This is a genomic window from Streptomyces sp. NPDC057877 (genome assembly GCF_042796855.1).
Lineage (GTDB): Bacteria > Actinomycetota > Actinomycetes > Streptomycetales > Streptomycetaceae > Streptomyces.
In genome coordinates this window covers 763,216-786,591 of the sequence record NZ_JBHVMS010000001.1, presented here as the reverse complement: position 1 = coordinate 786,591, position 23,376 = coordinate 763,216, and the positions used below count along the sequence as shown (strand labels likewise).

Sequence of the window (23,376 nt, the reverse complement as noted above, 5' to 3'; positions counted from 1 at the left end):
GTACCGAACCGACCCTGGAGGACTGTTCGTCCATGAGATTCCTCGAGCGTGAACGCACCACCCTGGCCAAGCTGCTGCCGGACCTCGACCCGGCGCTGCGCGAGATCCCGCTGATGGAGCTGGAGCGGTCCGGCAGCCCCGGTATCAAGCTGTTCCGGGACAGCGGTGGTCCCGGGCTGCTGGTCCCCGAGTCCCACCAGGGCCGGGGGGCCACCGCGCTGGACGCGCTGCGGGTGCAGCGGGCCATCGGCAGCCGTTCGCCGTCGCTGGCCGTGGGGACCACCATGCACCACTTCTCCATGGCCACCCTGGTGGGCCTCGGCGCCCTCGGCGACGGCATGGAGTGGATGCTGATCGAGGGAGTCGCCGCCTCCAACCGCGTCATCGCCTCCGGTTTCGCCGAGGGCCGCAGCGGCACCGGCATCCTGGAGCCGACGATGACCGCGCGGGTCACCGAGGACGGGGTGCGGATCAACGGCGTCAAGCGGCCGTGCAGCCTCGCGAGGTCCATGGACGTGCTCACCGCCAGCGTCCTGGTGCCCCGCGAGGACGGGCAGGGTGAGGAACTCGCGGTGGCGCTGGTGCCCGCGGAGAGCGAGGGCCTGACCGTCAGCGGCTTCTGGTCCAGTACGTTCCTGGCGGGCGCGGAGAGCGAGCAGGTCACGCTCACCGACGTCCTCGTACCGCCCGAGCTGCTGCTGCGCACCACCGCGCCCGCCGGTCAGCGCCTCGACGAACTCCAGACGGCCGGGCTGATCTGGTTCCAGGTGCTGATGACCGGCAGCTACCTCGGCGCCGCCAGCGCCCTGGTGGAGCGGGTGCTGCTCAACGACCGCATCCCGGAGCACGAACGCGTCCGGCTGTTCGTGGAGACCGAGGCCACCATGGCCACCGCGGAGGGCGTCGCCCGCCGCGTGGACGCCGGTGACCTCGGCGAGTCCGCGCTCGCCCAGGCCCTCTACGTCCGCTACGGCGTCCAGGACGCCCTCGCGCGGATCGTCCCGCGCGCCGTCGAACTGCTCGGGGGCCTGAACTTCATGACGTCCGACGAGGTCGGCCACCTAGCCGCCAGCGCCAACGGACTGTCCCTGCACCCGCCGTCCCGCTCGCGGATGACCGGCCCGTTCTCCGACTACCTCGCCGACCAGCCACTCGCCATCGCCTGACGACGGACCGACCGTCCGCCGTCCGTGGCCACTCACCTGGCGGCGTGTCGACCCGACCGTTCTCCGTTGGCGGCCACCCACCTGGCGACGTATCGACCGTTCTCCGCGAGTGGCCACGCGCCTGATGGATCAACGGTCCTCCGCCAAGTGGCCAGCCACTGACGGAGCCACCGTCGTCTGTCCGTGGCCACTCGTCTGACGGAGCCACCGTCGTCTGTCCGTGGCCACTCGTCTGACGGAGCCACCGTCCCCTGTCCGTGGCCACTCGCCTGACGGAGCCGCCGACCCCCGTCAGCCGCCCCCGCCTGACGGACCCACCGCCCCCGCCTGACGGACCCACCGCCCCCGCCTGACGGACCCACCGCCCCCGCCTGACGGACCACCGCCCCCGCCAGCCGCCCCCGCCCGACGGCCCACCAACTCCCGTCAGGCGCCACCCGTGTGAGGGAGCACCGCCATGTCGCGACACCTTCCGTGCCCTATCGAATCCCGCGCGCCCCGACCGCCCGCGGCCGACCGTCCCACCCTGCTGCTCACCGGCGGCTCCGGCGTCCTCGGCCGGGCCCTGATCGACGAACTGTCGGAGGACTACGACCTGCTCTGCCTGCGCCGCAACCGCCCGCTGGGCGACCCGCGCGTGCGGGAGCTGAAGGGCGACCTCGTGGCGCCCCGGCTGGGCCTGACCCCGCTGGCCTGGCACGAACTCGCCCTCGAAGTGGACGTCGTGCTGCACTCCGCCGCCGCGACCAACTGGCGGGTCCCACCCGAGGAGATCGTGCGGACCAACACGGTCGGCACCGAGAACATGATCGACCTGGCCGCCCGCGCGGACGCGCCCCTGTACCTGGTCAGCACCGCCTTCGTGGTGAACACGCCCACCGAGGAGGACCACCGCCGCTTCCCGGGCGCCGCCGCCTACCTCGCCTCCAAGGTGGCCGCCGAGCAGCTGATGCGGGACTCGGACCTGCCCGGCGCCATCGTGCGGCCCTCGGTCGTCATGGGCGACTCCGTCACCGGGCAGATCGCCGGGGAGCAGGGCCTGACCAGGACCATCGGCTCCATGGTCCTCGGCCAGGTGCCGGTGCTGCCCGGTGCCCCGGACGCCAAGGTCGACATGGTCCCGCAGGACTACGTCACCCGCGCGATCGCCGACCTCATCCGCGGTGGCGTGGGCAGCGGCGAGTACTGGCTGACCGCGGGCAAGGAGGCCATCGAGCTGCGGGAGATCGCCGACATCTGCGGCGAGTTCGCCGTCCGCAACGGCCTCCCCCTGCCGCACCGGCCCCGGCTCATCCCCGTCGAGGCCGTGCACCGGCTGCTGCTGCCGATGCTGGAGGGCACCGAGCTGCCCGGCAAGATGCGTCAGCGCTTCCAGCACTACGCCGAGCTGCTGCTGTGCTTCCAGACCGAGCTGCCGTTCGACACCTCCCTCGGTGAGTCGTTCGGCGAGTCCCCCTGCGGGACCCGGCTGACCCACGCCGACATCCGGGCCGCGCTCGTTCGCAATCTGGAGGCCTGGGCGGAGGGCAGGCCGGAAGTCCTGCGCAAGCACCGTGCCCGTCCGGTCTCCCCGATGCCCACGGAGGTGGCGTCATGACGTTCTCCCCACCGGCGCCCCGCACCGTGACCGACGACACCGGCCCCGACGAGCCGAGCGTCGTCGACCTGTACCAGCGGCACATCGGCTCCGGCCGGGCCGTCATGGGCCGGGTCATGGGCGGCATGGCCGAGGTGCGCTCCGAGGGCTGCTGGATCCACACCGACGACGGCCGCCGCTTCCTCAACTTCGGCGGCTACGGCGTCTTCATCCTCGGTCACCGCCCCCCGGCCGTCGTCGAGGCGGTGCACCGGCAGATCGACGCCCACCCGCTGGCCAGCCGGGTCTTCCTGGAGCCGGTCGCGGCCCAGGCCGCCCGGGCGCTGGCCGCGCACACCCCGCCGGGCCTTGACTACATCCACTTCGTCAACTCCGGCGCCGAGGCCACCGAAGCCGCCCTGAAGCTGGCCCGCGCAGGCGGCCGCAACGCCGTCATCACCACCCGCAAGGGCTTCCACGGCAAGACGCTGGGCGCGCTGAGCGCCACCGCCAACGCCACCTACCAGACGCCCTTCGAGCCGCTGCTCCCCGATGTCACCCAGGTCGACCACGGCGACGCGGGCGACCTCAAGCGGGCCCTGGCCACCCGCCGCGACCGGGCCTGTGTGATCCTCGAACCGGTGCAGGGCGAGGGCGGGGTCCGCATCCCGGAGCCCGGTTATCTGCGCGAAGTGGCCGACCTGTGCAAGGAGTTCGGCGCGCTGCTCGTGGTGGACGAGATCCAGACCGGCATGGGGCGGCTCGGCACCTGGTGGGGCGTCGACGCCGAGGACGTCCGCCCCGACGTGCTGCTGATCGGCAAGGGCCTCAGCGGTGGTGTCGTACCCGTCGCGGCGATGGCCGCCACCGCGGAGGCGTACGGACCCTTCAGCCGCGACCCCTATCTGCACACCTCCACCTTCGGCGCCTCACCCATCGCCTGCGCCGCCGCCCTGGCCACCGTACGGACCATGGAGCGGGAGAACATCGTCGCCCGGGCCGCGGCGCTCGGCAGCCGGATCATCGCCGGGGTGCGCGAGGTGTGCGCCCCCTATCAGGGCGGACTGGTGCGGGACATCCGCGGGCGGGGGCTGCTGATCGGCATCGAGTTCGGCGCGGAGCGGGCTGTCGGGGAGCTGTTGCTGGAGCTGATCGCCCGCGATGTGCTGGTCAACCACTCCCTCAACTCCACGCATGTGCTCCGGCTGACCCCGCCCGCCGTGGCCGACGACACCGCGCTCGGGGTGTTCTTCACGACCCTCGCCGACGCCCTGCGCGCCACGGCCGCCCGCATGGCCGACTGACCCGGCCGTCCGGCGCGGTGAGACACACCGTCCGGACCCAGAGCGACGTATCGACTGGAAAGGAATCCGAGCACCATGCGCCATGTGGTCCTGCACGCGATCGCCGACGGCCGGGAACCGGCCGCCGTCTACCGGAGCATCAGCGACTTCCGCCGCTACCCCGAACTCACCGACACCGTCCACGAGGTCCAGGTCGACACGCTGCCCGACGGTTCGGCCGTGTCCGACTGGACCGTTGAGTTCCGCGGCGGCCTGATGCGCTGGCGGGAGCGCGACATCTTCGAACCGGAGACCCACACCCTCGCGTTCGAACAGCTCAGCGGGGACTTCCTGGTCTTCGAGGGGAGTTGGCGCTGCACCCCGCACGAGCGCGGCACCCTGATCGTCTTCAGTGCCTCCTTCGACCTGGGTATCCCCACCCTGGCCGACATTCTCGACCCGGTGGCCGAGTCCACACTGCGGACGATCATCTCCCGGATCGTCGAGGGACTGGTCGGCGCGGAGGTGACCGATGAGTGCGCCGCCGCGGCCCGCAGCTGACCTCCTCACCGTCGAACGGGCCTACGGCGACCCCCTGCGCGAGGAGCCGGGCCCCGGCGCCGCCCGCTGCCTGAGCCTCTACTCCAAGCTGGCCGCAGGGGTGAGCGTGGTGACCGCGCGCGGCCCGGACGGCCCGCTCGGCATGACGGTCTCCGCGGTCACCTCGCTGTCCGCCAGGCCGCCGCTGCTCGTGGCCTGTCTGCGCGACGGCTCGCGCACCCTCGCGGCGCTCACCGCGCACCGGGCGTTCGCGGTCCACCTGCTGCGCGAGGAACAGCACGCCCTGGCCACCCGGTTCGCCCACCCGACCACCCCCGCCGCCGACCGGTTCGCCGGTACGGACACCCGGCAGGTCCTCGGCGTCCCGGTGCTGGCCGGAGCGCTCGCCTGGTCGGTGTGCCTGGTGGAGGACGTACGGCGGTACGGCGACCACCACCTCGTCGTCGGGAGGGTGGCCGCCGTCCACGTGGGCGGCGGGCGGCCACTGCTGTGGCACGACCGCAGGTTCCGGTCCCTGACCGAACTCGCCCCGGACGGCCCCGGATGAGCGCTCGCCCCGCCGGAACCCCGCTCTGGGAACCGGTGGAACTCCCTCCGCAGCCCTCCCTGCACGGCGTGGTCACCGCCGACGTGGCCGTGGTCGGGGCCGGACTCGCCGGGCTGGCCTGCGCCTACCACCTGGCGGAACGGGCCCCCGGCCTGGACATCGCGGTGATCGACGCGGCCCGCCCGGCCGCCGGGGCCAGCGGTCACGGCACCGGCCTGCTCGGACCCCGCGCGGGCCCGGCGATCGACCGCGCGGTGCAGCGCTTCGGCCCGCGCACCGCCCGCCGGATGCACCTGGCCAGCGTGCGGGCCGTGGAGGACGTCCTGGATCTGTGCGCACGCCTCGACGTGTCCTGCGGGCTGCGGCCCGGCGCGCAAATCATGGCGACGCGCTCCCGCGCGGGACTGACGGCACTCGCCCGGCAGGCCCGCGCCTACCGGGCGCTCGACCTCGACGTGCCCGTGCTGTCCCCGGCCGGGATCCGGGCCCGGGTCGGCGTCCCGTACAGCGCGGGACTGCTGTACCGCACGGCCGCCACCCTCGACCCCGCCGCACTCACCAGCGCCCTCGCGCGGGCCTGCGCCACCAAGGGCGTGCGCTTCTACGGCGAGAGCCCACTGCGCGCCGTACGCGCCGGGGACCTGGTCGGCTCCGAACTGGTCTTCCCGCACGGCCGCCTCTACGCCGGACAGACCGTCGTCGCCGTCAACTCCGCCGCCCAGGCGGTGGGCCTGCCGGTCGGCACGGTCCTGCCGCTGGAGGTGCACGCCGTGGCCACCGCACCGGTCCGGCGCCCGGTGTACGAGGCCCTCGGCGGGCGCCACGGGTACGCCGTCGTCGACGCCGTGCCGATGGCACCGTACTTCCGGCCGCTCCCGGACGGCGGCCTGGTGGCGGGCGGCGGCACCGTCACCGTCCCCACCGGACTGGGCACCGACCGCCTCCGGGCCCTCCGCGAGCGGGCCTGGAGCTGGCTGGGCCGCTGGCTGCGCACCCTGCACCCGGACCTGCACGACGTCTCCGTGGCGCACCGCTGGTCGGGCCGGATCGGGATGACCACCGACGGACTGCCCGTCGTCGGGCCGGTCCGCGGACTGCCGGACGTCTGGTACATCGGCGGCTGCTGCGGACACGGCCTGGCGATGTCCGTGGCGCACGGCGCGTACGTCGCCGCCGCCCTGCTCGGCGAGCCGGAACCCGGCGACCCGCTGCCCTGGCACCGCCCGGCGGCCCCCTGGATGCCCGTCCAGAGCGTCGGGCGCCCCCTGCTGCGGGCCGCGCTGGACGCGCTCGGCCGCTACACCCGGCGCACCTGCTGAGGGCCCGGCTCGTTCCCCACCCGACGAGGAGGTTTCCATGACCCGAGCCCACCCCGGCGGCGGACTGCCGCCGTCCGTGCCGATGACGACCGTGGACGTCGCCTACCATCTGGCCGCGCGCGGCGGACCGCTGCCGGTCGTCTTCGTGTTCTGGTTCCCCGGCCGGGCGCCGACCCTGGACGCCGTACGCGCGCGCGTGGCCGAACGCGCCCACCGCGTCCCGTCCCTGCGCTACGGCATCGTCCGCGACCGCCGGGTGTTCCGGCGCGCCGACCGGCTGCCCGTCGAACAGCATGTGCACGAGGCCCGGCTCCCCGAGGACGACGACGGCTCCGCCCCCGGACGGATGATGCTCACCCAGCCCATGGCCGGAGGGGGCCGCCCGCCCTGGGACGTGTGGCTGCTGCGCGGCCGGGAGGACGGCTACGCCCTGTGCTACCGCACCGACCATGCCCTTCAGGACGGCGTCGGCGCCTCGCACGCCGTCCGGGCCCTCCTCGACGACCACGCGATCGGCGGCCCGCCCCCGGCCCGCCTGGCCCGGCCGACCGCGCGGGGCGTCGTGGGCGCCCTCGGTGACGTGGCGGCCTCGCTGCGCGCGGGCAGTGGCATGCCCGCCCTCGACCGTGCGGACGGCGGGCGCTGCGGGGTGTGCCACGCGGAGACGACGGTGGCCCGGCTGCGGGCCATCGGCCGGTCCCGCGGCGGCACCGTGAACGACGTCTACCTGGCCGCCCTGGCGCACGCCGTGCACACCTGGCACATGAAGGAGACCGGCACCGTCCATCCACCGCTGCCGGTGGTGATCCCGATGTCCGTGCGCACCGCCGGTGAGGAGTGCGCCCCCGGCAACCGGATGGTCGTGGCCCGGCTGCCGCTGCCCTGCGACGAGTCGTCGCCGCGGCGGGCCCTCACGCGCGTGATGGCGGCCACCGAGCGGCTGCGCGCCAGTCGGCAGCGGGACGCGACCCGGCTGCTGCTCGCCGCCTCGCCCCGGGCGATCGGCGCCCGCCTCGGCACCCGGATGGTCAACGGCGCGGTGGTCGCCGGTCCGGCCAGCAGCGTGAACTTCGGGCAGGCGCTGGTCCACCAGGGGGCCGTGTCCCGGCGCGCCGCCGTCTTCGCGGACACCGCGGCGAGCGTCCCCTGGGTGGTGACGCTGACCAGCCAGCACGACACCGCCTGCCTGTCCGTCGTCCACGATGGCGCTCTGACCACCGCGGGTGAACTCCCGGACCTGTGGCTGGCGGCGCTGCTGGAGCTGGAACAGGCGTAGCCGCGCGTGGCAGGGAGCCCCCGAACGGGGGCTCCCGCGCGTGTGTGTGCCGTCAGTTCGCGTCGCGCAGTGCGCCGGTCGTCAGGAACACGCACTTCTTCGCCACCTCGTGGAGCAGCGGCAGATGGTGCGAGAACCGCTCCACCACGTACGGCAGCGTGTACAGGTCGGCGACCTGGGCGTCCCAGCCGTGCTCGGCCCACCAGCGCTCCGGATCGGTGAGCTGCCAGTGCCAGCCGATCCCGATGGATGCCAGGGCCTCCAGGAAGGGCGCCACGAACGGCGAGGACCCCGACCGCGAGCTGACGCACTCGGCGGCGAACGTGGAGCCGGGCGCGGACAGTTCCGTCATCGCGTCGACGATGCCCGCCACCGTCGCGGGCGGCAGGAAGTACATCGGCGCCTCACACAGCCACGACGTCGGCCGCCGCGGGTCGAACCCCGCGGCGAGCAGCTCCTCGCGCCAGCCGTCGGCGGGCTCCGCCTCGACCAGGCTGCGCCGTCCGCACGTGGGCGGACTGCAGTCCAGCACCCGCTCCTTGAAGGCCAGTAGGGCGGGATGCTCGACCTCGAAGACATGCACCCCCGTCGGCCAGTCCAGCCGGAACGCGCGCGTGTCGAGTCCGGCCCCGATCAGCACCACCTGCCGACCGCCCGCGCGGGCGGAGTCCAGCAGGTGCTCGTCGAAGAACCGGGTGCGTACGACCATCCAGTCCGGCAGCAGCCGCTGCAGCGGACCGTCGCCGGGCGGGCCGCCCTGGAACCCGGCGGCGTGCAGGAAGTCGGCGGCCCACGGGTCACGGACGTACGGTGACTCGCGGCCGTACTCCGCGGCGTGCGCGGCGGCGGTCCACAGCGCCGCCCGGTGCACGCCGTCCAGCGGCGGGGCGGGCGACGAGGACGGTGACGGGGGGCGGGTGGCGTCCGGCATGGTCTGTCTCCTGATGAGGGTGAGGGGCGCGCGGGCGGTCACCCGGCGCGGCGACGGCCCACCAGCAGTGCCAGGGCGCCCAGGGCCAGCAGGCTGCCGGAGGGCCGGGACGGGCGGTGACCGCCCATCGCGGCCGGGGTCCGCGGCTCGTGCACGTTGATCGCGAACTGGCGGTTGGCGATGTCGGCGAGGGTCCCGCGCACCTGGTCGGGGCTGTTGACGGCGGTCACCAGCAGCTCCATGGAGTTGCGGGCGAACTGGTGCCGCCCGAGGAACTCCCGACCCAGCGCGAAGAGGATCCTGGGCACCTCGCCCTGGAACACCTCCGGCAGGGTGATCTCCGGCGCCAGATGACGGACGGAACCGTCCAGGTTGGCGAACGACTTGCCGAGCAGCGACACCGAGGGCGGGGAGCCGATGCCCCGCTTGGTCGCCTTCCCCAGCACCGTCGTCAGGGAGACCCCGAAGTTCATCTCCTCCAGGGACAGATGGGAGACCTTGGGCACGAACGCCGCCATGTCGGCGGCGAACGCGGGCATGTTCGACCACGGCGTGATCCGTCCCATGCCCGCCCAGTGGTGCGCCAGGCCCGCGCCGTCGTTCTGCGCCAACGTCATGAACAGGGGCAGCAGTTGCAGACTGGTGCGCCGGTCCAGACGGCCGACCATGCCCCAGTCGATCAGCGTCGCCGGGCCGCCGGGCTGCGCGAAGATGTTCCCCGCGTGCGGGTCGGCGTGGAAGAAGCGGTGCACGAAGTAGCCGCGGTACATGAAGCGCAGCAGATCCCGGCCGATCTCGATGCGCTCGTCGTCGGTGAAGTGCTCCCGGTCGACATGGCGCACCGACTTGCCGGGGGCCAGCGACTGGACCAGCACCCGGGGGCTGGCGTGCAGCACCTTGGGCACCTCCAGGGTGCGGAAGGGGCGCACGTGCTCACGGGCCTCGTCCATGTTGCGGGCCTCGCCGGTGAAGTTCAGCTCCGGCTCCATCGCGTCGAACACGGAACCGAGCATCGCCTCGATGTCGATGACCTCGTTGAACCTGGGCGCGACCCGGGCCACGATCCGCGCTGCCCGGCGCATCAGGGCCATGTCGGCGAGCACGCCCTCGCGGATGCCGGGCCGCTGCACCTTGACCACGGCGGGGCGTCCGCCGGGCAGGGTGACCTTGTAGACCTGCGCGAGGGAGGCGGCGCCGAGCGGCTTGATGGTGTCGATGTCGTCGAACCGCAGTTTCCAGTCGGGGCCGAGATCGTGGGCGAGGACCGGTTCGAAGGCGGAGAAGGGCTGGACGTCGACCTGGTCGTGCAGGTTCTGCAGTTCATCCCGGATCGAGTCGGGCACCATGTCGGGCCGGGTCGAGAGGATCTGTCCGAGCTTGACGTAGAAGGGGCCGAGGCTCTCCAGGGCGTGGCGCACCGCCTTGGCGCGCCGCTGTTCGGCCCCGGCGGGGGCCTCGTCGGCCTCCGCCGGGGACGGGCCGTCCCGTTTCCCGCTCCTGCGCAGCCGGGTGGCCACTTGGACCTCGTCGGCGACGAGGCTTCCCAGGACCTTGACCACCAGGCGCAACCGGTCGCCGACGACGGATGCCATCGTGCTTGATCCTTCCAGATCGGTACGGTGTACCCCGGCACGTGAGCCGACGGGCTCGCGGTGACCGGTGGGACGGGACGCGGTGATGGCCGCTGACTGGGCGGTCAGCTGCCCTTGCTCTGGCCGCCCTGCTTCGGCTGCTGCTGACCGCCGAGCCCGGGTACGAGCCCCTGCACCGCCTGCGTGGCCTGCTCGGCGACCTGGCCGACCCCGGGCACGGCCCCGGCGGCCTGGGACGCCATCCCGGCGACCTGGCCGAGCCCCGGCACCGCACCGGCCGCCTGACCCTGACCCATGCCCGGCACACCACCGGGCAGCTGCCCGAGTCCCGGGAACATCCCGGCCAGTTGGCCCAGCTGCTGCGGCAGTCCGGCGGCCGTGTTGAGGACGTTGCCCACGCCCCCGGCCGCCTGCCCGAGGCCGCCCGCGAGTTGTCCGGTGCCGCCCGCCAGCTGGCTGAGCCCGGCGAGGACGCCCAGCGGGTTGCCGCCCGCGCCGCCGAGCGCGTTGAGCATCTGGAGGGCGGCGAACGGGTTGGCGGCGGCCGCTCCGCCGGTGAGCATGTTGAGGGCGGCCAGCGGGTTGCCGCCCGCGCCGCCGCCGAGGAGCTGGGCCGCGGCGGCCGGGTTGAGCGCGCCCGAGAGGGCGCCGAGGGCGTCCACGGGCAGTCCGGTCAGTGCCCCGAGGGGGTTGGTGGCGGACTTGTCCTTGTCGTCGTTGCGGTTGATGAGTTCGTCGATCATGTCCTTCCAGTTGTCGGTCACACCGCCGACGAAGTCCTTCATGATGTCTTGGAGGTTCTTGTTGCTGCCCATGCGGTGAATTCCTCTCGGTTTGCTTTGCGTTGGATTCAGCTTGCTGTGCGTTGGATTCCGCACGGTTTATCCCATGCGGTCTCCCATGGCCTTGAGGCAGGCTGTTTTCAGGCGCGCTCGACCTCTGGTGAAAGCGGCTTCGGCGGCCTTGATCGAGATGTTGTGCATTCGGGCGAATTCCGCGGTGGAAATTCCGGCGGCTCGGGCGAGTATGACTTCCTGCTCGCGGCCGCGCAGTTGTCGGACCTGGCCCAGCAGCCATCTGCCGAAGTCCTCGTCGCAGACGTCTTCCTCCGTCGTTCCGGGGTCGTCCAGCAGTGCCGCACGCTGCACCAGGCGCCTGCGGCGCTCCATGTCCCGGTAGAAGTCGATGCAGAGGCGAATCGCCACCGAGGTCAGGAAGGCACCGAGCCGGTTCCTGTCCAGATCGGCGTGGGCGGCAGCGCGTGCCATGGTTTCCTGGACGCAGTCCTCCGCGTCCTGTTGGCTGGGGAGTCTCCGGCGAACCAGTCGCATAAGGCGGTCCTGGTGCTGAGAAATCTCTTCCCAGGAGCATGCGGCGGGCGGTGGGCAGGTTAAGTTTTGCGCCATGGGGAATGCAGCCCATTGTCTCTCGATTGGGCAGAGGGAATGACGGCCGAATTTGAATTGTTGGCCGTATTGTTTTCCTACCCGAGAGGGTGGGGCGGCAAACTGTGTACTTCTGCTTCGCAACGGCAGTAATGTTTTTTCGACCGTCACGTCAGTGCTGCCGCGGCCCGGTTGTCGCTATTTCCCGGCGGCCGTCACCGAAGCGCGATCATTTCTGCATACGAATCCCTTCCTCGAGGGTTTCTCCGGACCCGGCGTCGGGCTGCGCGCCGGACTGCGCCGGGAGCTGTGCGGCCGGTGACACCGGGGGCGGCGAGGTGGGCCGTGCGGGCCCCTGGCGGGTCCAGTCGCGGTTCCAGTTGACCCACATGTCCCGCAGCGTCCGGCGCGCCTGGGAGGCGCCGTGGCGCAGCTCGGCCGCGTAGACCTGGACAGCCTCCTTGCCCACCATCCGGGCGCCGCCGCTGAGGTAGGCGCCGCGGACGTGCCCCGGCGAGCCGAACTTGCCCCAGAGCAGGATCTTCATCAGCGGCCAGAGCGTGAACGATCCCGCCGGACAGCGGTTCTCCGGGTCGAGCGTGCCCCACACCGCGGGGGACAGCTCGCTCTCCCGCAGCGCCTCGAAGATCCGCGCCACCGCCTGCTCCTTGGACAGCTCGCCCTTGCCGTACGCCAGCACGGCGTCCCGAGAGCGGTTGAACATCCGCTCCACCCAGGGGTTGTCCACGCCCTGGAGGCCCCGGTAGGGCGGTGTCTCCAGGGCGTCGAAGGCGGCCGGGTCGTGTGACTTCTCGAACTTCACCGCGACCTGGTTCTGGGAATTGGTGCCGTAGAGCGTGGTGATGGTCCACACCCGGATCCAGGCGTTCCACAGCTCGAAGTCGTCGAACGCCAGATAGCTGCACGACACCAGGTCGTCGTAGAAGCGGAACATCCGCTTGGTCCAGTGCTCCAGGTACTCGAAGCGGGCGGTGTCGAAGTCGTCCTTGCGCACCGCGTCGATGAGCCGGTGGCTGAGGGCGTTGAGCGACATCACCGTGACCCCGAGCCCGCTGGAGAACAGCGGGTCGATGAAGTCACTGGCGTGCGGCAGCAGACACCACCGGTCGCCGACCATCGACCGGGAGGAGAACTGGGTGCGGTCGGTGGCGACATACGGCCGTACCGACCGCGCCCGCTCGAACTGCCGGGCCACGCTGGGGAACCGGCGGACGTGGCTCCAGAACTCGTCCTCGGCGGAGAGGCCGTCGGGGCGCGGGTAGCGGTCGAGGTCGAGGTTGACGCCGACGCTGCACAGCTCGCTGGTGCTGTCCGGGTGGTTGTCGAAGGGGATGACCCAGAACCAGCCGCCCGGGAACAGGTGGTGCAGCGTGCCCTGGCTGAAGGGGCTGGGCATCCCGTGCTGCTGGCGCGGGGGCGCGACGGTGTCGAAGGGACGCACGTTCACCATGTGGGTGAAGATCGTGCGCGACCGGGTGCGGTAGGGCGGCTCCTGCCGGAGCCCGAGGCGCTCGGGCAGCACGGCCCGCATCCCGCCGGCGTCGACCAGGTAGGACGCCTGGAAGGTGCCCTTCTCGCGGGTGACGAGGGTGACGCCGTCGTCGTCGAACTTCACGTCGTCGACGAGGGTGTGGGTGTGCGCGGTGGCGCCGTAGGAGACCGCGACGTGGAACATGTACGCGTCCACGTCCTGCCGGAGGTAGTGCGAGTCCGGGCCGAGCGGCGGTCCCCAGGTGGGGTACTGGGTGCACTCCGTGGGCCGGGTCGACTCGCCCTCCCGGTGGTAGATGAAGCTGAAGTTCCGCTTGATTCCGCAGTTCGACGACACATGGCGGCGCACCGCGCCGTGGGTCGCCAGGTGCTCGAGTTCCGGGACGTCGTAGCGGCGGGCGAGCACCCGCAGTCCGAAGGTGGTCTCGGGGACGGTGGACTCGCCGATGGCGAAACGGGGGTGGCCGCTTCCTTCCAGAAGCAGCACGCGAACGCCGTGGCGGGCGAGGATCGCCCCCAGCATGGTCCCGCCGATGCCGCCTCCGACGATGGCGACATCGAACACACGCTGGTCCTCTTGGTGCATGTCTGCGGTCCTTTCGCGACGGGAGATGCGGGGCGCCGAACCGGAGTTCAGCTGGCCGGGCGCCGAAGGCGGCCCCCGGTGGGCGGCGGGCGGTCGGGCAGGATGCCGCGCAGCCCGCAGAGGGCCACCCGGGCCGCGAACGAGACGGCGAACCAGGGGGTCGGCGCCAGTTCCGCCAACCGGCCCCGCTCACCGGGCACTTCACGGCCACCGCGCCCGACGACATCCAGCCAGGCGCCGAAGTGCAGCAGCCGTGCCTCGGGACCGGCGTCCCGCGCGGGGAACGGCCGCATGTGCTCGCGCACGGCCCGGGTCAGCGCCCGGCGCCGACCCTCGCCCACCCCGTGCCGGGCCAGGAAACGGTCGAGCAGCACGGCCGAACGGCACGGGAAGCCGCCGCGCACCCGCGGGGCCGAGCCGGTCAGCCCGGTGTCGTGGAACGCGGCGGCGGCGAACAGCCCGGCCGGGTCGCACTCGCTGCCACGGGCCCGCCCAGCGGCGTCGGCCAGCAGGAACGTCCGCAGCGAGTGCACCGCGACGCGCGGCGGCAACAGGCGGTGCATGGCCAACAGCGCGTCGTCCACGAGCGGTTGACCGAGCAGTTCGGCCAGCGGCGGCTGTGTGAGCAGTGGCTGCCAGGCGTCCGGCAGCACCTCCGGCGGCACATTGGCCATGCTCACTCCCTTGGATACGCGCTTTGCTGGTTGTGTCCGTCTCATCTCTCTTTACGCTCCGGAATCCGTTCCCCCTCCCCTGGTCACGCACCGCTGCCACCTTGGCCGGTCTTCGCCCCTGGAAGCGGGCGCTTGGCCTGCCCGAAGGGCAAGGCGGGCCGGGTGCGGGGGAGTTCGGGCGACCTGGACCGATGTTTATCGGCCACTTGCACCTCGCCTTTCCCGTCGTGAATCCCCCGCGGTACGGGAATTGAGGGCGCGGCCCCCGGGCGCGTGGTCGTACATGCGCGTGCGGTCGCGATCCCCGGTGATCCGCCGTGCGCCGGTGTGCGCTTCCGCCCCCCTTTCGGGGAGTTCCTGCGCCGTCCGGTCCGGGCAGCCACCCTTGCGTGATCGCAGTGCTGAACATCCATGAACGCACGCTGCCCGCCGCACCCGAGCGGGTCGGCGACCTGATCGACTCCCTGGGCAGCGACGACGACCGCCTCTGGCCGCCGGACTGGCCCCCCGTCCGCTTCGAAGCGCCGCTCGCCGTGGGCGTGCGCGGCGGACACGGGCCGGTGCGCTACCAGGTGAGCCACTACGTGCCCGGCCAGTGGGTGCGGTTCCGGTTCACCGGCCGGGGCGGCTTCGACGGCTTCCATGAATTCGCCGTGGAGAGCCTCGGCCCGAACTGCGCCGTCCTGCGCAACACCCTGGTGCTCCGGCCGAGCGCCACCCGCTGGCTGGGCTGGCTGCTGTTCTTCCGCGTGATGCACGACACGGCGTTCGAGCAGTGCCTGGACCGCGCCGAGCTGGCGCTGACCGGTCGGGTGGCGAGACCGGTGCGCTGGGGGTTCTACGTACGCCTGTTGCGCCGCCTGTCGGCCTGGCTCGTGCCCCGCTGGCTGACGTCACCGTACGCGAGCGCGTGAGTCCCGCGGGCCCGAGCGGGGCGCCGGGCCGCCGAATCGCGTGTCGGGACGGGCCCCCCGGCGCCGTAAGACAGGGAAAGCGACCCGGATTCGCAGCTGAATCCGTGAGCAGCCGAATCCGTGAAAGGAGATCGCCATGTCGCTACCCGGCATCCCCAACCCCGGCATCCCCAACCCCGGCATCCCGACGCCCAGCCTCCCGAACATCCCCGGGCCCAATTCCGGGAACATCATCACCGACGTCACCGAGGCGCCCCACCGCCTGCACGCCGTCGCCCAGGCCGGTGCCGCCCAGACCATCGCCGTCGTCGACGTGGAGGGCGGCCCGGACGACTGGGACAAGCCGCTCACCGAGGAGCACCCGCGCCCCGTCGTCCTGGTGCACGGCACCTTCGGCAACCGCGGCTACACCTGGACCTCCGCGACGCCACTGCTGCGCGACAACGGCTACCGGGTCTTCCGGCTCGACTACGGTCAGCACCTCAACCCCGTCATCTTCGGGCTCAACGACATCAGGCAGTCCGCCCAGCAGCTCTCCGACTTCGTCGACGAGGTGCTCTCGCGCACCGGCGCCCAGAAGGTCGACCTGGTCGGCTTCTCGCAGGGCGGGATGATGCCGCGCTGGTTCATCGGCGCGCTGGGCGGCGCACCCAAGGTGCACAACTACGTCGGCATCGCGCCCAGCCACCACGGCGTCACCGCGCAGGGTCTGATGAACCTCGCGCGCCAGATCCCGCTCGCGAAGGAGCTGGTCGAACAGGGCGCGGTGGGCCAGATCGTCCCCGCCTGGCCGCAGCTCCAGCACGACCACCCCTTCCAGCGCGAGCTGGCCGACCTCGGCGAGACGGTGGAGGGCATCCGCTACACCGTCATCGCCACCAAGTACGACGACGTGGTCACGCCCTACGATTCGTGCGCGCTCACCCTGACCGAGGGTCACCAGATCAACAACATCGTCCTCCAGGACATCGACCCGGAGGACCACACGCCGCATGTGAGCATGCCGTACAACCAGACGGTCCTGAAGGAGGTCCTCAAGGCGCTGGCCGACTGAGGGGGGCGCCGCGCGGGTGTGGTCGGCGAGGTCCCGCCCGGGTGGCCGGTTGTGGTGGCGTGGTCGGTGCGGCGTCGGCCGGGAGGCTGGTCGTGCGGGTGTGGTCCGCGGGGCCGGGGCCTGGTGCGCTGGTCGCGTGGGCCCGGTTCGTGAGGTCCTCGCCGAGCGGGTCTGCTCGCGGGCGTGGCCCGTGAGGTCCTGGCCAGGCGGGCCCGTCGCCCTGGTGAGGTGCGTTGGGCCCTGGCCGAGTGCGCCCGGCGTCCCGCGTCAGCGGCTGCCGTCCAGCAACACGCGCGCGACCAGCGCCGGGTCGTCGTTCATCGGTACGTGCCCGCAGCCCGGCAGCCGTATCAGCCGTGCGCGGGGGATGACGTACTTGGCGCGGATGCCCTGCCGGGGCACCAGCAGGCGGTCGCGGTTGCCCCAGGCCACGGTGACCGGTATGCCGGTGACGTCGTCGGTGAACTGGACGTCCCGCCCGGAGCGCAGGGTCTCGGCGAAGCGTTCCGCCCCGGCCAGCGCGCGGGTCTCGGCGACCACGGCGGCGGGGGAACGGCGGCCGGGGCGGGCGTAGATGGTGCTGGTCAGCAGGGTCCGGCCGACCACCGAACGGGACAGCCCCTCGACCACCGGCGGCGGCATCCGCCGGGCGACCTGGCGCATCGACAGCAGCACCCCGAAGGCGTACCGCCGCTCGGCCTGCGACCAGAACCCGGCCGGGGAGAGGGCGGTGACGGACCGGGCGAGCCCCTTGCGGCCGAGTTCCAGGGCCAGCAGCCCGCCCAGCGAGTTGCCCGCGGCGTGCGGGCGCTCGATCTCCAGCGCCTCGCACAGCGCCGCGAGGACACCGCTCATCGTCGGCAGGTCGTGCGCCATGACCCCGGGCAACGGCTCGGACTCGCCGAACCCGGGCAGATCCACCGCTATCACCTCGCGCTCGGCGGCCAGCGCGGGTATCACCGGGTCCCACGCCTGCCGGTGGTGGCCTATGCCGTGCATCAGGAGCAGCGGCGCCCCGGCGCCGGTGCGCGCGTAGGCGAGGGTGATGCTCTGCGGGCCGTGCGGCGTGGGCACCTTGAAGGTGACGGTGGCGGACATGGGGCTCCTCGTCAGGGATGGACGGAAGTTGCGTAGACAGACTGTCAGCAACCGCTACTGACGGGTAGCCCCATGTCATGAGTGTGTCGCCGCGCCAACACTCCATGAACGCTTGGCGGTACCCCCCTGTGCCGCCCGCGAAGTGCCCGCCACGCCTGAATGATTGGTCTTGACCAAGGGTGGGGGCCGCCTTATGGTCGCAGATAAGTACAACAACCTTTAATAAACAAGGGCGCTAAACGCCGCCGGGTCACGGCGATTGCGGAGGTAAGGGTGGGGACCACGCAGCTGGAATCGGTGCCGGAACCGAAGTACTGGCACCTCAGGACCGTGCTCAGTGAGGCTTTGGACTCCGAGTTCACCGTGGGCGAGATCCTGCCCAACGAACGCGACCTCGCCGCCCGCTTCGGCGTCGCCCGAGCCACCCTCCGCCAGGCCCTCGAACAGCTCGAACTCGAAGGCAGGCTCCAGCGCCGCCGCGGTGTCGGTACGACCGTCGCCCCGCCGCGCATGGGCGTCGCCGTCGGCCCCGACCAGCACGTGTGGCCGGGCATGCCGGGGGACGACTGGCAGCCCGCCGACTGCACGCTCGCCGCCCCGCCCGCCGCCGTCGCCGCCGCGCTGGAGACCGGTCGCGACGAGGCCGTGCACACCGTCCGCAGCACCCGCACGACGCACGGCCAGCTCGTCGCCGCCGAACTGCTCTACGTCCCCCAGGCCTCCGTGCCCGACCTCTCCGCCATCGACGCCCCCGCCGGACCGGCACGCGCGCGTGCCGTGCTGCGCGAGCTGCAGCGCCTGGAGCTGGAGGGCCGGGACAGCGCCGTCGAACTGGGCTCGGCCGGCGCCGACGACGCCAGGGAACTCGACCGCCTCCCCGGCGCCCCCGTGCTCGTCGTCACCACCCGCTTCTTCGCCGCGGGCCACACCGCCGCGCTGTCCGTTGCCACCTACCGGGCGGACACCTGCCGACTGACCTTCGGGGACTCGGGCGGCGTGGAGATCCACGACGGACCACAGCGCCGGGCGTCCTGAGCGCGGCCGGGCCCCGTCACCGGCGGGCCGTCACCGTGCCCTCCACCGCGAACAGCTGTTCCTCCACGTGGTCGAGGGCGAGCCGGAGCGCGCCGGTGGCGACGGCCGCCTCGCCCAGCAGGGAGAGGGTCACCTTCGGCGGGCGCAGGCAGTAGCGGGCCAGTTCCTGCCGCAGGGGTTCGAGTACGCCGTCCAGACCGGCCGCCCAGCCCCCGACGACGACCAGCTCCGGATCGAGGGCGAGGACCAGCGCGGCCACGTCGTGCACCAGCCGCTGGATGAACCGGTCGACGGCCGCGCGGGCGCGCAGGTCGCCCTCCCGGGCCCGCGCGAAGACCCGGGCCACCGCCTGCTCGTCCAGCGGGTGCAGCGGCTCGTCCGTCGTCGACAGCAGCGTCTCCGGGGTCGCCTCGCGGCCCAGCAGATGCAGCGCCCCGATCTCCCCGGCCGCCCCGCCGAACCCCCGGTGCAGCCGCCCGCCGATCAGTGAACCGGCACCCGGGCTCAGCCCGGCCAGTACGAACACCATGTCGTCGGAGTCCCGCGCGGACCCCTTCCAGTGCTCGGCGACCGCGGCGGCGTTGGCGTCGTTCTCCACCAGCACCGGGCACTTGAAGGAGCGGCTCAGCCGCTCGCCCAGCCGCAGCCCCGTCCACCCCGGCAGCGCGGTGCCCAGCCGCACCGTGCCGTCCGCCTCGACGATCCCCGGCGTGGCGGCGCCGACCGCGCGCAGCGAACCGCGGGCGACACCGGCCCGCCGCAGCAGCTCGGCGACCGCGGTACGCAGCCGGTCCAGCCGCTCGTCGGCCGGTGCCGTCTCGTCGACGTCCTTGGCCTGCGCGCCCATGATCCGGCCGTCCAGATCGGCGAGCAGCGCCGCGACCCGGTGCGGCCCGATCTCCAGGCCCAGCAGATGACCGGCCTCGGCCCGGAACCGGAACCGCCGCGCGGGCCGCCCCTGACGGCGAGTGGCGCCCTCCTCGGCCGCCTGCTCGACGACGAGCCCCGCCTCGATCAGACCCTCGACGACCCCCTCGACGGTCGGCCGGGACAGCCCCGTCACGCGGGTGATCTCCGTCAGCGTCGCGCAGTCCGTGGCACGCAGCGCGTGCAGCACCACCGCGGAGTTGATCCTTCGCAGCAGCGAGGGATCCCCGCCGGTCAGCCGCCCCAACGTCCCGTCCTCCCAGCTCGTGCGCGTGTTGGCCGGATCGTACTCGGCGCGGCGGACCCGGGCGAGTGCCCCCCGGCCCCGAACCGCTCCGCCCACGACGATCAGCCGGGCGAGACGAACCCGGACTCGTACGCCGCGATCACCGCCTGGGTGCGATCGCGCGCCCCCAGCTTCGCCAGGACCGCGCTCACATGCGACTTCACCGTCTCCGTGCCCACCACCAGGCGCGCGGCGATCTCCGCGTTCGACAGCCCCCGGGCCATCAGCCGCAGCACCTCCGCCTCCCGCTCGGTCAGCCGGGCCCGCTCCAGCGCCGCGCGCGCCGCGCGGTTCCCGCCACCGTCCCCGTACTCGGCGGCCAACTGCCGCACCGACGCCGGGAAGAGCAGCGACTCGCCCTCGGCGACCAGCCGCACGGCGTGCACGATCTCCGCCGGGCGGGCCCGCTTGAGCAGGAACCCGTCGGCACCGGCCCGCAGCGCCTCGTAGACGTACTCGTCGTTCTCGAACGTCGTCACGACCAGGATCTTCGGCGGCTCGTCCACCGTCCGCAGCACCGCGCGCGTGGCCTCGATCCCGTCCAGCAGCGGCATCCGTACGTCCATGGCGACCACGTCCGGCCGCAGCCGCCGCACCAGCGTGATCACCGCCGCCCCGTCGGCCGCCTCACCGACCACCTCGATGTCGGGCTGCGCCTCAAGGACGGCCCGCAGTCCCGCGCGGACCAGCGGTTCGTCGTCGACGAGCAGTACGGTGACGGGCATCCGGCCAGCGTAGATCAGCGCAGCGGCAGCTCCACCCGCACCCTCCAGTCCCCGTCGGCGGGCCCGGTGTCCGCCCGCCCGCCGAGCAGCGCCGCGCGCTCGCGTATCCCGCGCAGGCCGCTGCCCCGGCCGGGACCGGGTATCGCCGCGGTCAGCGGATTGCGCACCTCCAGCGCGAGGCCGCCGTCCGCGACGCCGATGCGGACCCGGACCGGGACGGCGCCCGCGTGCCGCAGCACGTTCGTCAGGGACTCCTGGAGGATCCGGTAGCCCTCGCGGGAGACCGGCCCCGGCACGGACTCCACCGGCCCGGTCACCTCGGCGTCGACCTTCGCCCCCGAGGCCCGCGCCGACTCCAGCAGCCGGTCGGCGTCCACGAGCGTCGGCCGCCCGCTCACCGCGGGCCGCGCCTCGCGCAGCACGCCGAGCACCCGCTCCAGATCCTCCAGCGCGGCCCGCCCGGTCTCCTCGATGGCCTCAAGCGCCCGGTCGGTGAACGCCGGATCGCCCGCCGCGCGCGCAGCCCCCGCCTGCACCACGGCCACCGTCAGCGCGTGCCCGATGGAGTCGTGCAACTCGCGCGCGATACGGGTGCGCTCCAGCAACTGCTCCGTACGCTCCTCCAGCGCGGCCAGCCGCTCGGCGGGCGAGGGACCGAGCAGCCGCCGGGCGAGCAGCGTGACCAGCTCGCCCGCGCCGACGACCACGCCCGCCAGCAGGACCACCGGGCCCAGCGCGGCCGGGACGTACCACCACGGCGCCTCTCCCCGCACCGAGTCGGTCACCAACTCCACCGCGGTGAGGGGGAGATGGACGCTGAGGAACGACACCCCGCACCCCAGCAGCAGCCGCGCCGCCAGCCATACGACGGTCCGTCCTCGGTCGCCCCAGGCGGTGGCCGGAGCGACCACGACCGCCGCGCTCTCCTCGTCGTGCCGCTGGCCCGTCAGCAGGAACCGGGCCTGAAGGCCCTCCACCGTCCGCATCGCGGGCACCAGCCCGCCCAGGAGCAGCAGCACGACCGCGATGGCCGGAGTCCACCACGCCTCTTCGACGAAGATCCACAGAGCGGGCCACACGACGGCGATCAGCAGATGGATCCACCGCGTGTAGGTCACGGCCCGGGTGAACGGGCGCAGCAAACGGATCACGAGGTCCATCACGTCATCGTCGCAGCCACCACTGACAGCCGACCTCCCCCGGGCGGGGGAGCCGCCCTCCACCCATGGGGGACGACCCCGGCCCCCGACCGCGGCGATGGTGGCCCCATGACCAGCATCGACGTCCGAGACCTCACCAAGGAGTACGGCGCCACGAAGGCCGTGGACAGCCTGACCTTCAGCGTCCTGCCCGGCCGGGTCACCGGCTTCCTCGGTCCCAACGGCGCCGGGAAGTCCACCACCATGCGGCTCGTCCTCGGCCTGGACCGGCCGACCTCCGGCACCGCCACCCTCGGCGGCCACGCCTACGCCACCCTGCGCGAACCCCTGCGCACGGTGGGCGCGCTGCTCGACGCCCAGGCCGCGCACGGCTCCCGCACCGGCCGCGACCACCTGCGGACCCTGGCCGCCAGCAACCGCGTCCCGGACGCCCGCGTCGACGAGCTGCTGGCCGAGACGGGCCTCGCCTCCGTCGCCAGGCGCCGGGTGAAGACGTACTCCCTGGGCATGCGCCAGCGCCTGGGCATCGCCGCCGCCCTCCTCGGTGACCCCTCCGTCGTCATGCTCGACGAGCCCTCCAACGGCCTGGACCCGGAGGGCATCATCTGGATCCGCGGACTGGTGCGGCGCCTGGCCGACGAGGGACGCACGGTGCTGGTCTCCAGCCATCTGATGAACGAGACCGCCTCCTTCGCCGACCACCTCGTGGTCCTGGGCCGGGGACGGCTGCTCGCGGACATGCCGCTGCGGGAGTTCATCGACGCGCGGGTGCAGCCCCGGGTGCGGGTGCGCACCACCGACGCCGACGCGCTGCGGGACGCCCTCGCCCGGCGCGGTCACCGGGCCGTGCCCGGCGAGGACGGCGCGTGGACCGTGCCGCACGCGCGCGTGGCGGACGTCGGCCGGATCGCCGCCGAGGCGGGGGTGCCCGTGCTGGAACTCGCCGCCGAGGAGGCCACGCTGGAGCAGGCCTACCTCGACCTGACCGCGACCGAGGCGGAGTTCACCGCCCAGCGGCACACCCTGGAGGCCTGACGATGCCCTTCGCACCCGTCCTGCACGCCGAGTTCCTGAAGATCCGTACCCTCAGGTCCCTCTACGGCGCCCTGCTCGCGCTCCTCGCGGTGTCCACGGCGTTCTCCGCCGTCGCCGGGGTCTCCGAGACGTCGGACCCGGAGTTCGACCCCTTGTACATGGCGGTCTCCGGCGTGATTCCCGGTCAGATCGCGGTGCTGGCCTTCGGCGCCCTGGCCGTCTCCTCGGAGTTCCACTCGGGCGCCCTGCGGCTGTCGCTGGCGGCGGTCCCGCGGCGCGGCCGGTGGTTCACCGCCAAGCTGACCGCCGTCGCCGTACCGGCGCTGCTCACCGGTCTGGTCACGGGGGCCGCCTCGCTGTCCGCCGCGCGGGCCGGACTCGGAGCGGCGGCCGACGGGCTCACGGCCGCCGAGCAGACGCGCGGCGTCCTGGGCTGCGGGATTTACCTGACGCTGATGGCGCTGTTCGCGGCGGGCCTCACGGCCCTGCTGCGCAGCGGCATGGCGGCGCTCGGCATCCTGATCCCCTTCATCCTGATCGTCTCCTTCGTCATCGGCGACGCGGCGGGCACGGTGGCCGAGTTCCTGCCGGACCGGGCAGGCCAGGTGGTCCTCCACGAGACCTGGGACGGCACCCTCGGACCGTGGACCGGGCTGGCCGTCACCGCCCTGTGGACGGCGGCGGCGATCGCGGCGGGCGCCTGGAGCGTGCGGCACCGGGACGCGTGACCGGCC

22 protein-coding genes are annotated in these 23,376 nt (G+C 73.0%); 12 read left to right on the top strand and 10 right to left on the bottom strand.

Translation table 11 applies throughout. The annotated features are described in order from the left end of the window. Positions 1-32 precede the first annotated feature (32 nt). The 7 genes from ACFVQG_RS03440 (at position 33) to ACFVQG_RS03410 (ending at position 7,728) form a co-directional block, all read left to right on the top strand. On the top strand, positions 33-1,166 hold the full coding sequence (locus ACFVQG_RS03440) for an acyl-CoA dehydrogenase (RefSeq protein ID WP_383376292.1): 1,134 nt from the start codon (positions 33-35) through the stop codon (positions 1,164-1,166). A gap of 457 nt (positions 1,167-1,623) precedes the next feature. Then, positions 1,624-2,763 (top strand): SDR family oxidoreductase, encoded by a 1,140-nt coding sequence (locus tag ACFVQG_RS03435; protein ID WP_383376289.1) that lies wholly within the window; start codon positions 1,624-1,626, stop codon positions 2,761-2,763. Further along, a complete protein-coding gene (locus ACFVQG_RS03430) occupies positions 2,760-4,046 on the top strand; it encodes an aspartate aminotransferase family protein (RefSeq protein WP_383376287.1) in 1,287 nt (428 codons plus the stop codon). The genes ACFVQG_RS03435 and ACFVQG_RS03430 overlap by 4 nt, the downstream gene beginning before the upstream one ends. A gap of 75 nt (positions 4,047-4,121) precedes the next feature. After that, positions 4,122-4,586 (top strand): type II toxin-antitoxin system RatA family toxin, encoded by a 465-nt coding sequence (locus tag ACFVQG_RS03425; RefSeq protein ID WP_383376285.1) that lies wholly within the window; start codon positions 4,122-4,124, stop codon positions 4,584-4,586. After that, positions 4,558-5,133, top strand: a complete 576-nt coding sequence (locus ACFVQG_RS03420; RefSeq protein ID WP_383376283.1) for a flavin reductase family protein — start codon at positions 4,558-4,560, stop codon at positions 5,131-5,133. Before ACFVQG_RS03425 ends, ACFVQG_RS03420 begins: the two co-directional genes overlap by 29 nt. Beyond that, a complete protein-coding gene (locus tag ACFVQG_RS03415; protein WP_383376281.1) occupies positions 5,130-6,452 on the top strand; it encodes an NAD(P)/FAD-dependent oxidoreductase in 1,323 nt (440 codons plus the stop codon). Before ACFVQG_RS03420 ends, ACFVQG_RS03415 begins: the two co-directional genes overlap by 4 nt. A 37-nt stretch (positions 6,453-6,489) precedes the next feature. After that, complete coding sequence (locus ACFVQG_RS03410) at positions 6,490-7,728, top strand: wax ester/triacylglycerol synthase domain-containing protein (RefSeq protein WP_383376279.1); 1,239 nt, start codon at positions 6,490-6,492, stop codon at positions 7,726-7,728. Between the two features lie 52 nt (positions 7,729-7,780). On the opposite strand, the gene ACFVQG_RS03405 is transcribed toward ACFVQG_RS03410, so the two are convergent. The 6 genes from ACFVQG_RS03405 to ACFVQG_RS03380 all read right to left on the bottom strand — a co-directional run bounded on the left by ACFVQG_RS03405 (position 7,781) and on the right by ACFVQG_RS03380 (position 14,408). Continuing rightward, entirely contained in the window at positions 7,781-8,659 is an 879-nt protein-coding gene (locus ACFVQG_RS03405; RefSeq protein ID WP_383376277.1) for an SAM-dependent methyltransferase, read from the bottom strand. 38 nt (positions 8,660-8,697) lie between these two features. Continuing rightward, entirely contained in the window at positions 8,698-10,251 is a 1,554-nt protein-coding gene (locus ACFVQG_RS03400) for an ABC1 kinase family protein (RefSeq protein ID WP_383376275.1), read from the bottom strand. A gap of 104 nt (positions 10,252-10,355) precedes the next feature. Continuing rightward, positions 10,356-11,066: a hypothetical protein gene (locus tag ACFVQG_RS03395; RefSeq protein WP_383376274.1), complete on the bottom strand. Its 711-nt coding sequence runs from the start codon at positions 11,064-11,066 to the stop codon at positions 10,356-10,358. A gap of 66 nt (positions 11,067-11,132) precedes the next feature. After that, positions 11,133-11,582: an RNA polymerase sigma factor gene (locus ACFVQG_RS03390; protein WP_383376272.1), complete on the bottom strand. Its 450-nt coding sequence runs from the start codon at positions 11,580-11,582 to the stop codon at positions 11,133-11,135. 283 nt (positions 11,583-11,865) lie between these two features. Next, complete coding sequence (locus ACFVQG_RS03385) at positions 11,866-13,734, bottom strand: NAD(P)/FAD-dependent oxidoreductase (RefSeq protein WP_383376270.1); 1,869 nt, start codon at positions 13,732-13,734, stop codon at positions 11,866-11,868. Positions 13,735-13,781: 47 nt separating this feature from the next. Next, positions 13,782-14,408, bottom strand: coding sequence for a hypothetical protein (locus ACFVQG_RS03380; RefSeq protein ID WP_383376269.1), 627 nt, complete (start codon positions 14,406-14,408; stop codon positions 13,782-13,784). 389 nt (positions 14,409-14,797) lie between these two features. Here ACFVQG_RS03380 and ACFVQG_RS03375 point away from each other — a divergent pair, with 389 nt between their 5' ends. Further along, the gene (locus tag ACFVQG_RS03375) at positions 14,798-15,322 is read left to right on the top strand and encodes an SRPBCC family protein (RefSeq protein WP_383376267.1); all 525 of its coding nucleotides are present in this window, start codon (positions 14,798-14,800) and stop codon (positions 15,320-15,322) included. A gap of 136 nt (positions 15,323-15,458) precedes the next feature. After that, positions 15,459-16,376, top strand: a complete 918-nt coding sequence (locus ACFVQG_RS03370; protein ID WP_383376265.1) for an esterase/lipase family protein — start codon at positions 15,459-15,461, stop codon at positions 16,374-16,376. 267 nt (positions 16,377-16,643) lie between these two features. Here the strand turns inward: ACFVQG_RS03370 and ACFVQG_RS03365 are convergent, their stop codons facing one another. Next, the gene (locus ACFVQG_RS03365) at positions 16,644-17,474 is read right to left on the bottom strand and encodes an alpha/beta fold hydrolase (RefSeq protein ID WP_383376263.1); all 831 of its coding nucleotides are present in this window, start codon (positions 17,472-17,474) and stop codon (positions 16,644-16,646) included. A 273-nt stretch (positions 17,475-17,747) separates the two neighbouring features. Here ACFVQG_RS03365 and ACFVQG_RS03360 point away from each other — a divergent pair, with 273 nt between their 5' ends. Further along, on the top strand, positions 17,748-18,509 hold the full coding sequence (locus tag ACFVQG_RS03360) for a GntR family transcriptional regulator (protein WP_383376261.1): 762 nt from the start codon (positions 17,748-17,750) through the stop codon (positions 18,507-18,509). 16 nt (positions 18,510-18,525) lie between these two features. On the opposite strand, the gene ACFVQG_RS03355 is transcribed toward ACFVQG_RS03360, so the two are convergent. The 3 genes from ACFVQG_RS03355 to ACFVQG_RS03345 all read right to left on the bottom strand — a co-directional run bounded on the left by ACFVQG_RS03355 (position 18,526) and on the right by ACFVQG_RS03345 (position 21,598). Continuing rightward, positions 18,526-19,683 carry an ROK family transcriptional regulator gene (locus ACFVQG_RS03355; RefSeq protein ID WP_383376527.1) on the bottom strand — a complete coding sequence of 386 codons (1,158 nt, stop codon included), beginning with the start codon at positions 19,681-19,683 and terminating at the stop codon, positions 18,526-18,528. Between the two features lie 101 nt (positions 19,684-19,784). Beyond that, the gene (locus ACFVQG_RS03350; RefSeq protein ID WP_383376259.1) at positions 19,785-20,447 is read right to left on the bottom strand and encodes a response regulator; all 663 of its coding nucleotides are present in this window, start codon (positions 20,445-20,447) and stop codon (positions 19,785-19,787) included. Between the two features lie 14 nt (positions 20,448-20,461). Then, positions 20,462-21,598, bottom strand: a complete 1,137-nt coding sequence (locus ACFVQG_RS03345) for a sensor histidine kinase (RefSeq protein WP_383376525.1) — start codon at positions 21,596-21,598, stop codon at positions 20,462-20,464. A 117-nt stretch (positions 21,599-21,715) separates the two neighbouring features. Here ACFVQG_RS03345 and ACFVQG_RS03340 point away from each other — a divergent pair, with 117 nt between their 5' ends. Continuing rightward, positions 21,716-22,642 carry an ABC transporter ATP-binding protein gene (locus ACFVQG_RS03340; RefSeq protein ID WP_383376257.1) on the top strand — a complete coding sequence of 309 codons (927 nt, stop codon included), beginning with the start codon at positions 21,716-21,718 and terminating at the stop codon, positions 22,640-22,642. 2 nt (positions 22,643-22,644) lie between these two features. Continuing rightward, positions 22,645-23,370 carry an ABC transporter permease gene (locus ACFVQG_RS03335; RefSeq protein ID WP_383376255.1) on the top strand — a complete coding sequence of 242 codons (726 nt, stop codon included), beginning with the start codon at positions 22,645-22,647 and terminating at the stop codon, positions 23,368-23,370. Positions 23,371-23,376: the final 6 nt, after the last annotated feature.

Excerpts from the sequence above, each read along its gene's own strand:
- ACFVQG_RS03430 (WP_383376287.1), top strand. The coding sequence starts at position 2,760 with ATGACGTTCTCCCCACCGGCGCCCCGCACCGTGACCGACGACACCGGC.
- ACFVQG_RS03420 (WP_383376283.1), top strand. The coding sequence starts at position 4,558 with ATGAGTGCGCCGCCGCGGCCCGCAGCTGACCTCCTCACCGTCGAACGG.
- ACFVQG_RS03370 (WP_383376265.1), top strand. The coding sequence starts at position 15,459 with ATGTCGCTACCCGGCATCCCCAACCCCGGCATCCCCAACCCCGGCATC.
- ACFVQG_RS03385 (WP_383376270.1), bottom strand. The coding sequence starts at position 13,734 with ATGCACCAAGAGGACCAGCGTGTGTTCGATGTCGCCATCGTCGGAGGC.
- ACFVQG_RS03400 (WP_383376275.1), bottom strand. The coding sequence starts at position 10,251 with ATGGCATCCGTCGTCGGCGACCGGTTGCGCCTGGTGGTCAAGGTCCTG.
- ACFVQG_RS03410 (WP_383376279.1), top strand. The coding sequence starts at position 6,490 with ATGACCCGAGCCCACCCCGGCGGCGGACTGCCGCCGTCCGTGCCGATG.
- ACFVQG_RS03335 (WP_383376255.1), top strand. The coding sequence starts at position 22,645 with ATGCCCTTCGCACCCGTCCTGCACGCCGAGTTCCTGAAGATCCGTACC.
- ACFVQG_RS03390 (WP_383376272.1), bottom strand. The coding sequence starts at position 11,582 with ATGCGACTGGTTCGCCGGAGACTCCCCAGCCAACAGGACGCGGAGGAC.
- ACFVQG_RS03440 (WP_383376292.1), top strand. The coding sequence starts at position 33 with ATGAGATTCCTCGAGCGTGAACGCACCACCCTGGCCAAGCTGCTGCCG.
- ACFVQG_RS03395 (WP_383376274.1), bottom strand. The coding sequence starts at position 11,066 with ATGGGCAGCAACAAGAACCTCCAAGACATCATGAAGGACTTCGTCGGC.
- ACFVQG_RS03435 (WP_383376289.1), top strand. The coding sequence starts at position 1,624 with ATGTCGCGACACCTTCCGTGCCCTATCGAATCCCGCGCGCCCCGACCG.
- ACFVQG_RS03405 (WP_383376277.1), bottom strand. The coding sequence starts at position 8,659 with ATGCCGGACGCCACCCGCCCCCCGTCACCGTCCTCGTCGCCCGCCCCG.
- ACFVQG_RS03425 (WP_383376285.1), top strand. The coding sequence starts at position 4,122 with ATGCGCCATGTGGTCCTGCACGCGATCGCCGACGGCCGGGAACCGGCC.
- ACFVQG_RS03350 (WP_383376259.1), bottom strand. The coding sequence starts at position 20,447 with ATGCCCGTCACCGTACTGCTCGTCGACGACGAACCGCTGGTCCGCGCG.
- ACFVQG_RS03380 (WP_383376269.1), bottom strand. The coding sequence starts at position 14,408 with ATGGCCAATGTGCCGCCGGAGGTGCTGCCGGACGCCTGGCAGCCACTG.
- ACFVQG_RS03340 (WP_383376257.1), top strand. The coding sequence starts at position 21,716 with ATGACCAGCATCGACGTCCGAGACCTCACCAAGGAGTACGGCGCCACG.
- ACFVQG_RS03365 (WP_383376263.1), bottom strand. The coding sequence starts at position 17,474 with ATGTCCGCCACCGTCACCTTCAAGGTGCCCACGCCGCACGGCCCGCAG.
- ACFVQG_RS03415 (WP_383376281.1), top strand. The coding sequence starts at position 5,130 with ATGAGCGCTCGCCCCGCCGGAACCCCGCTCTGGGAACCGGTGGAACTC.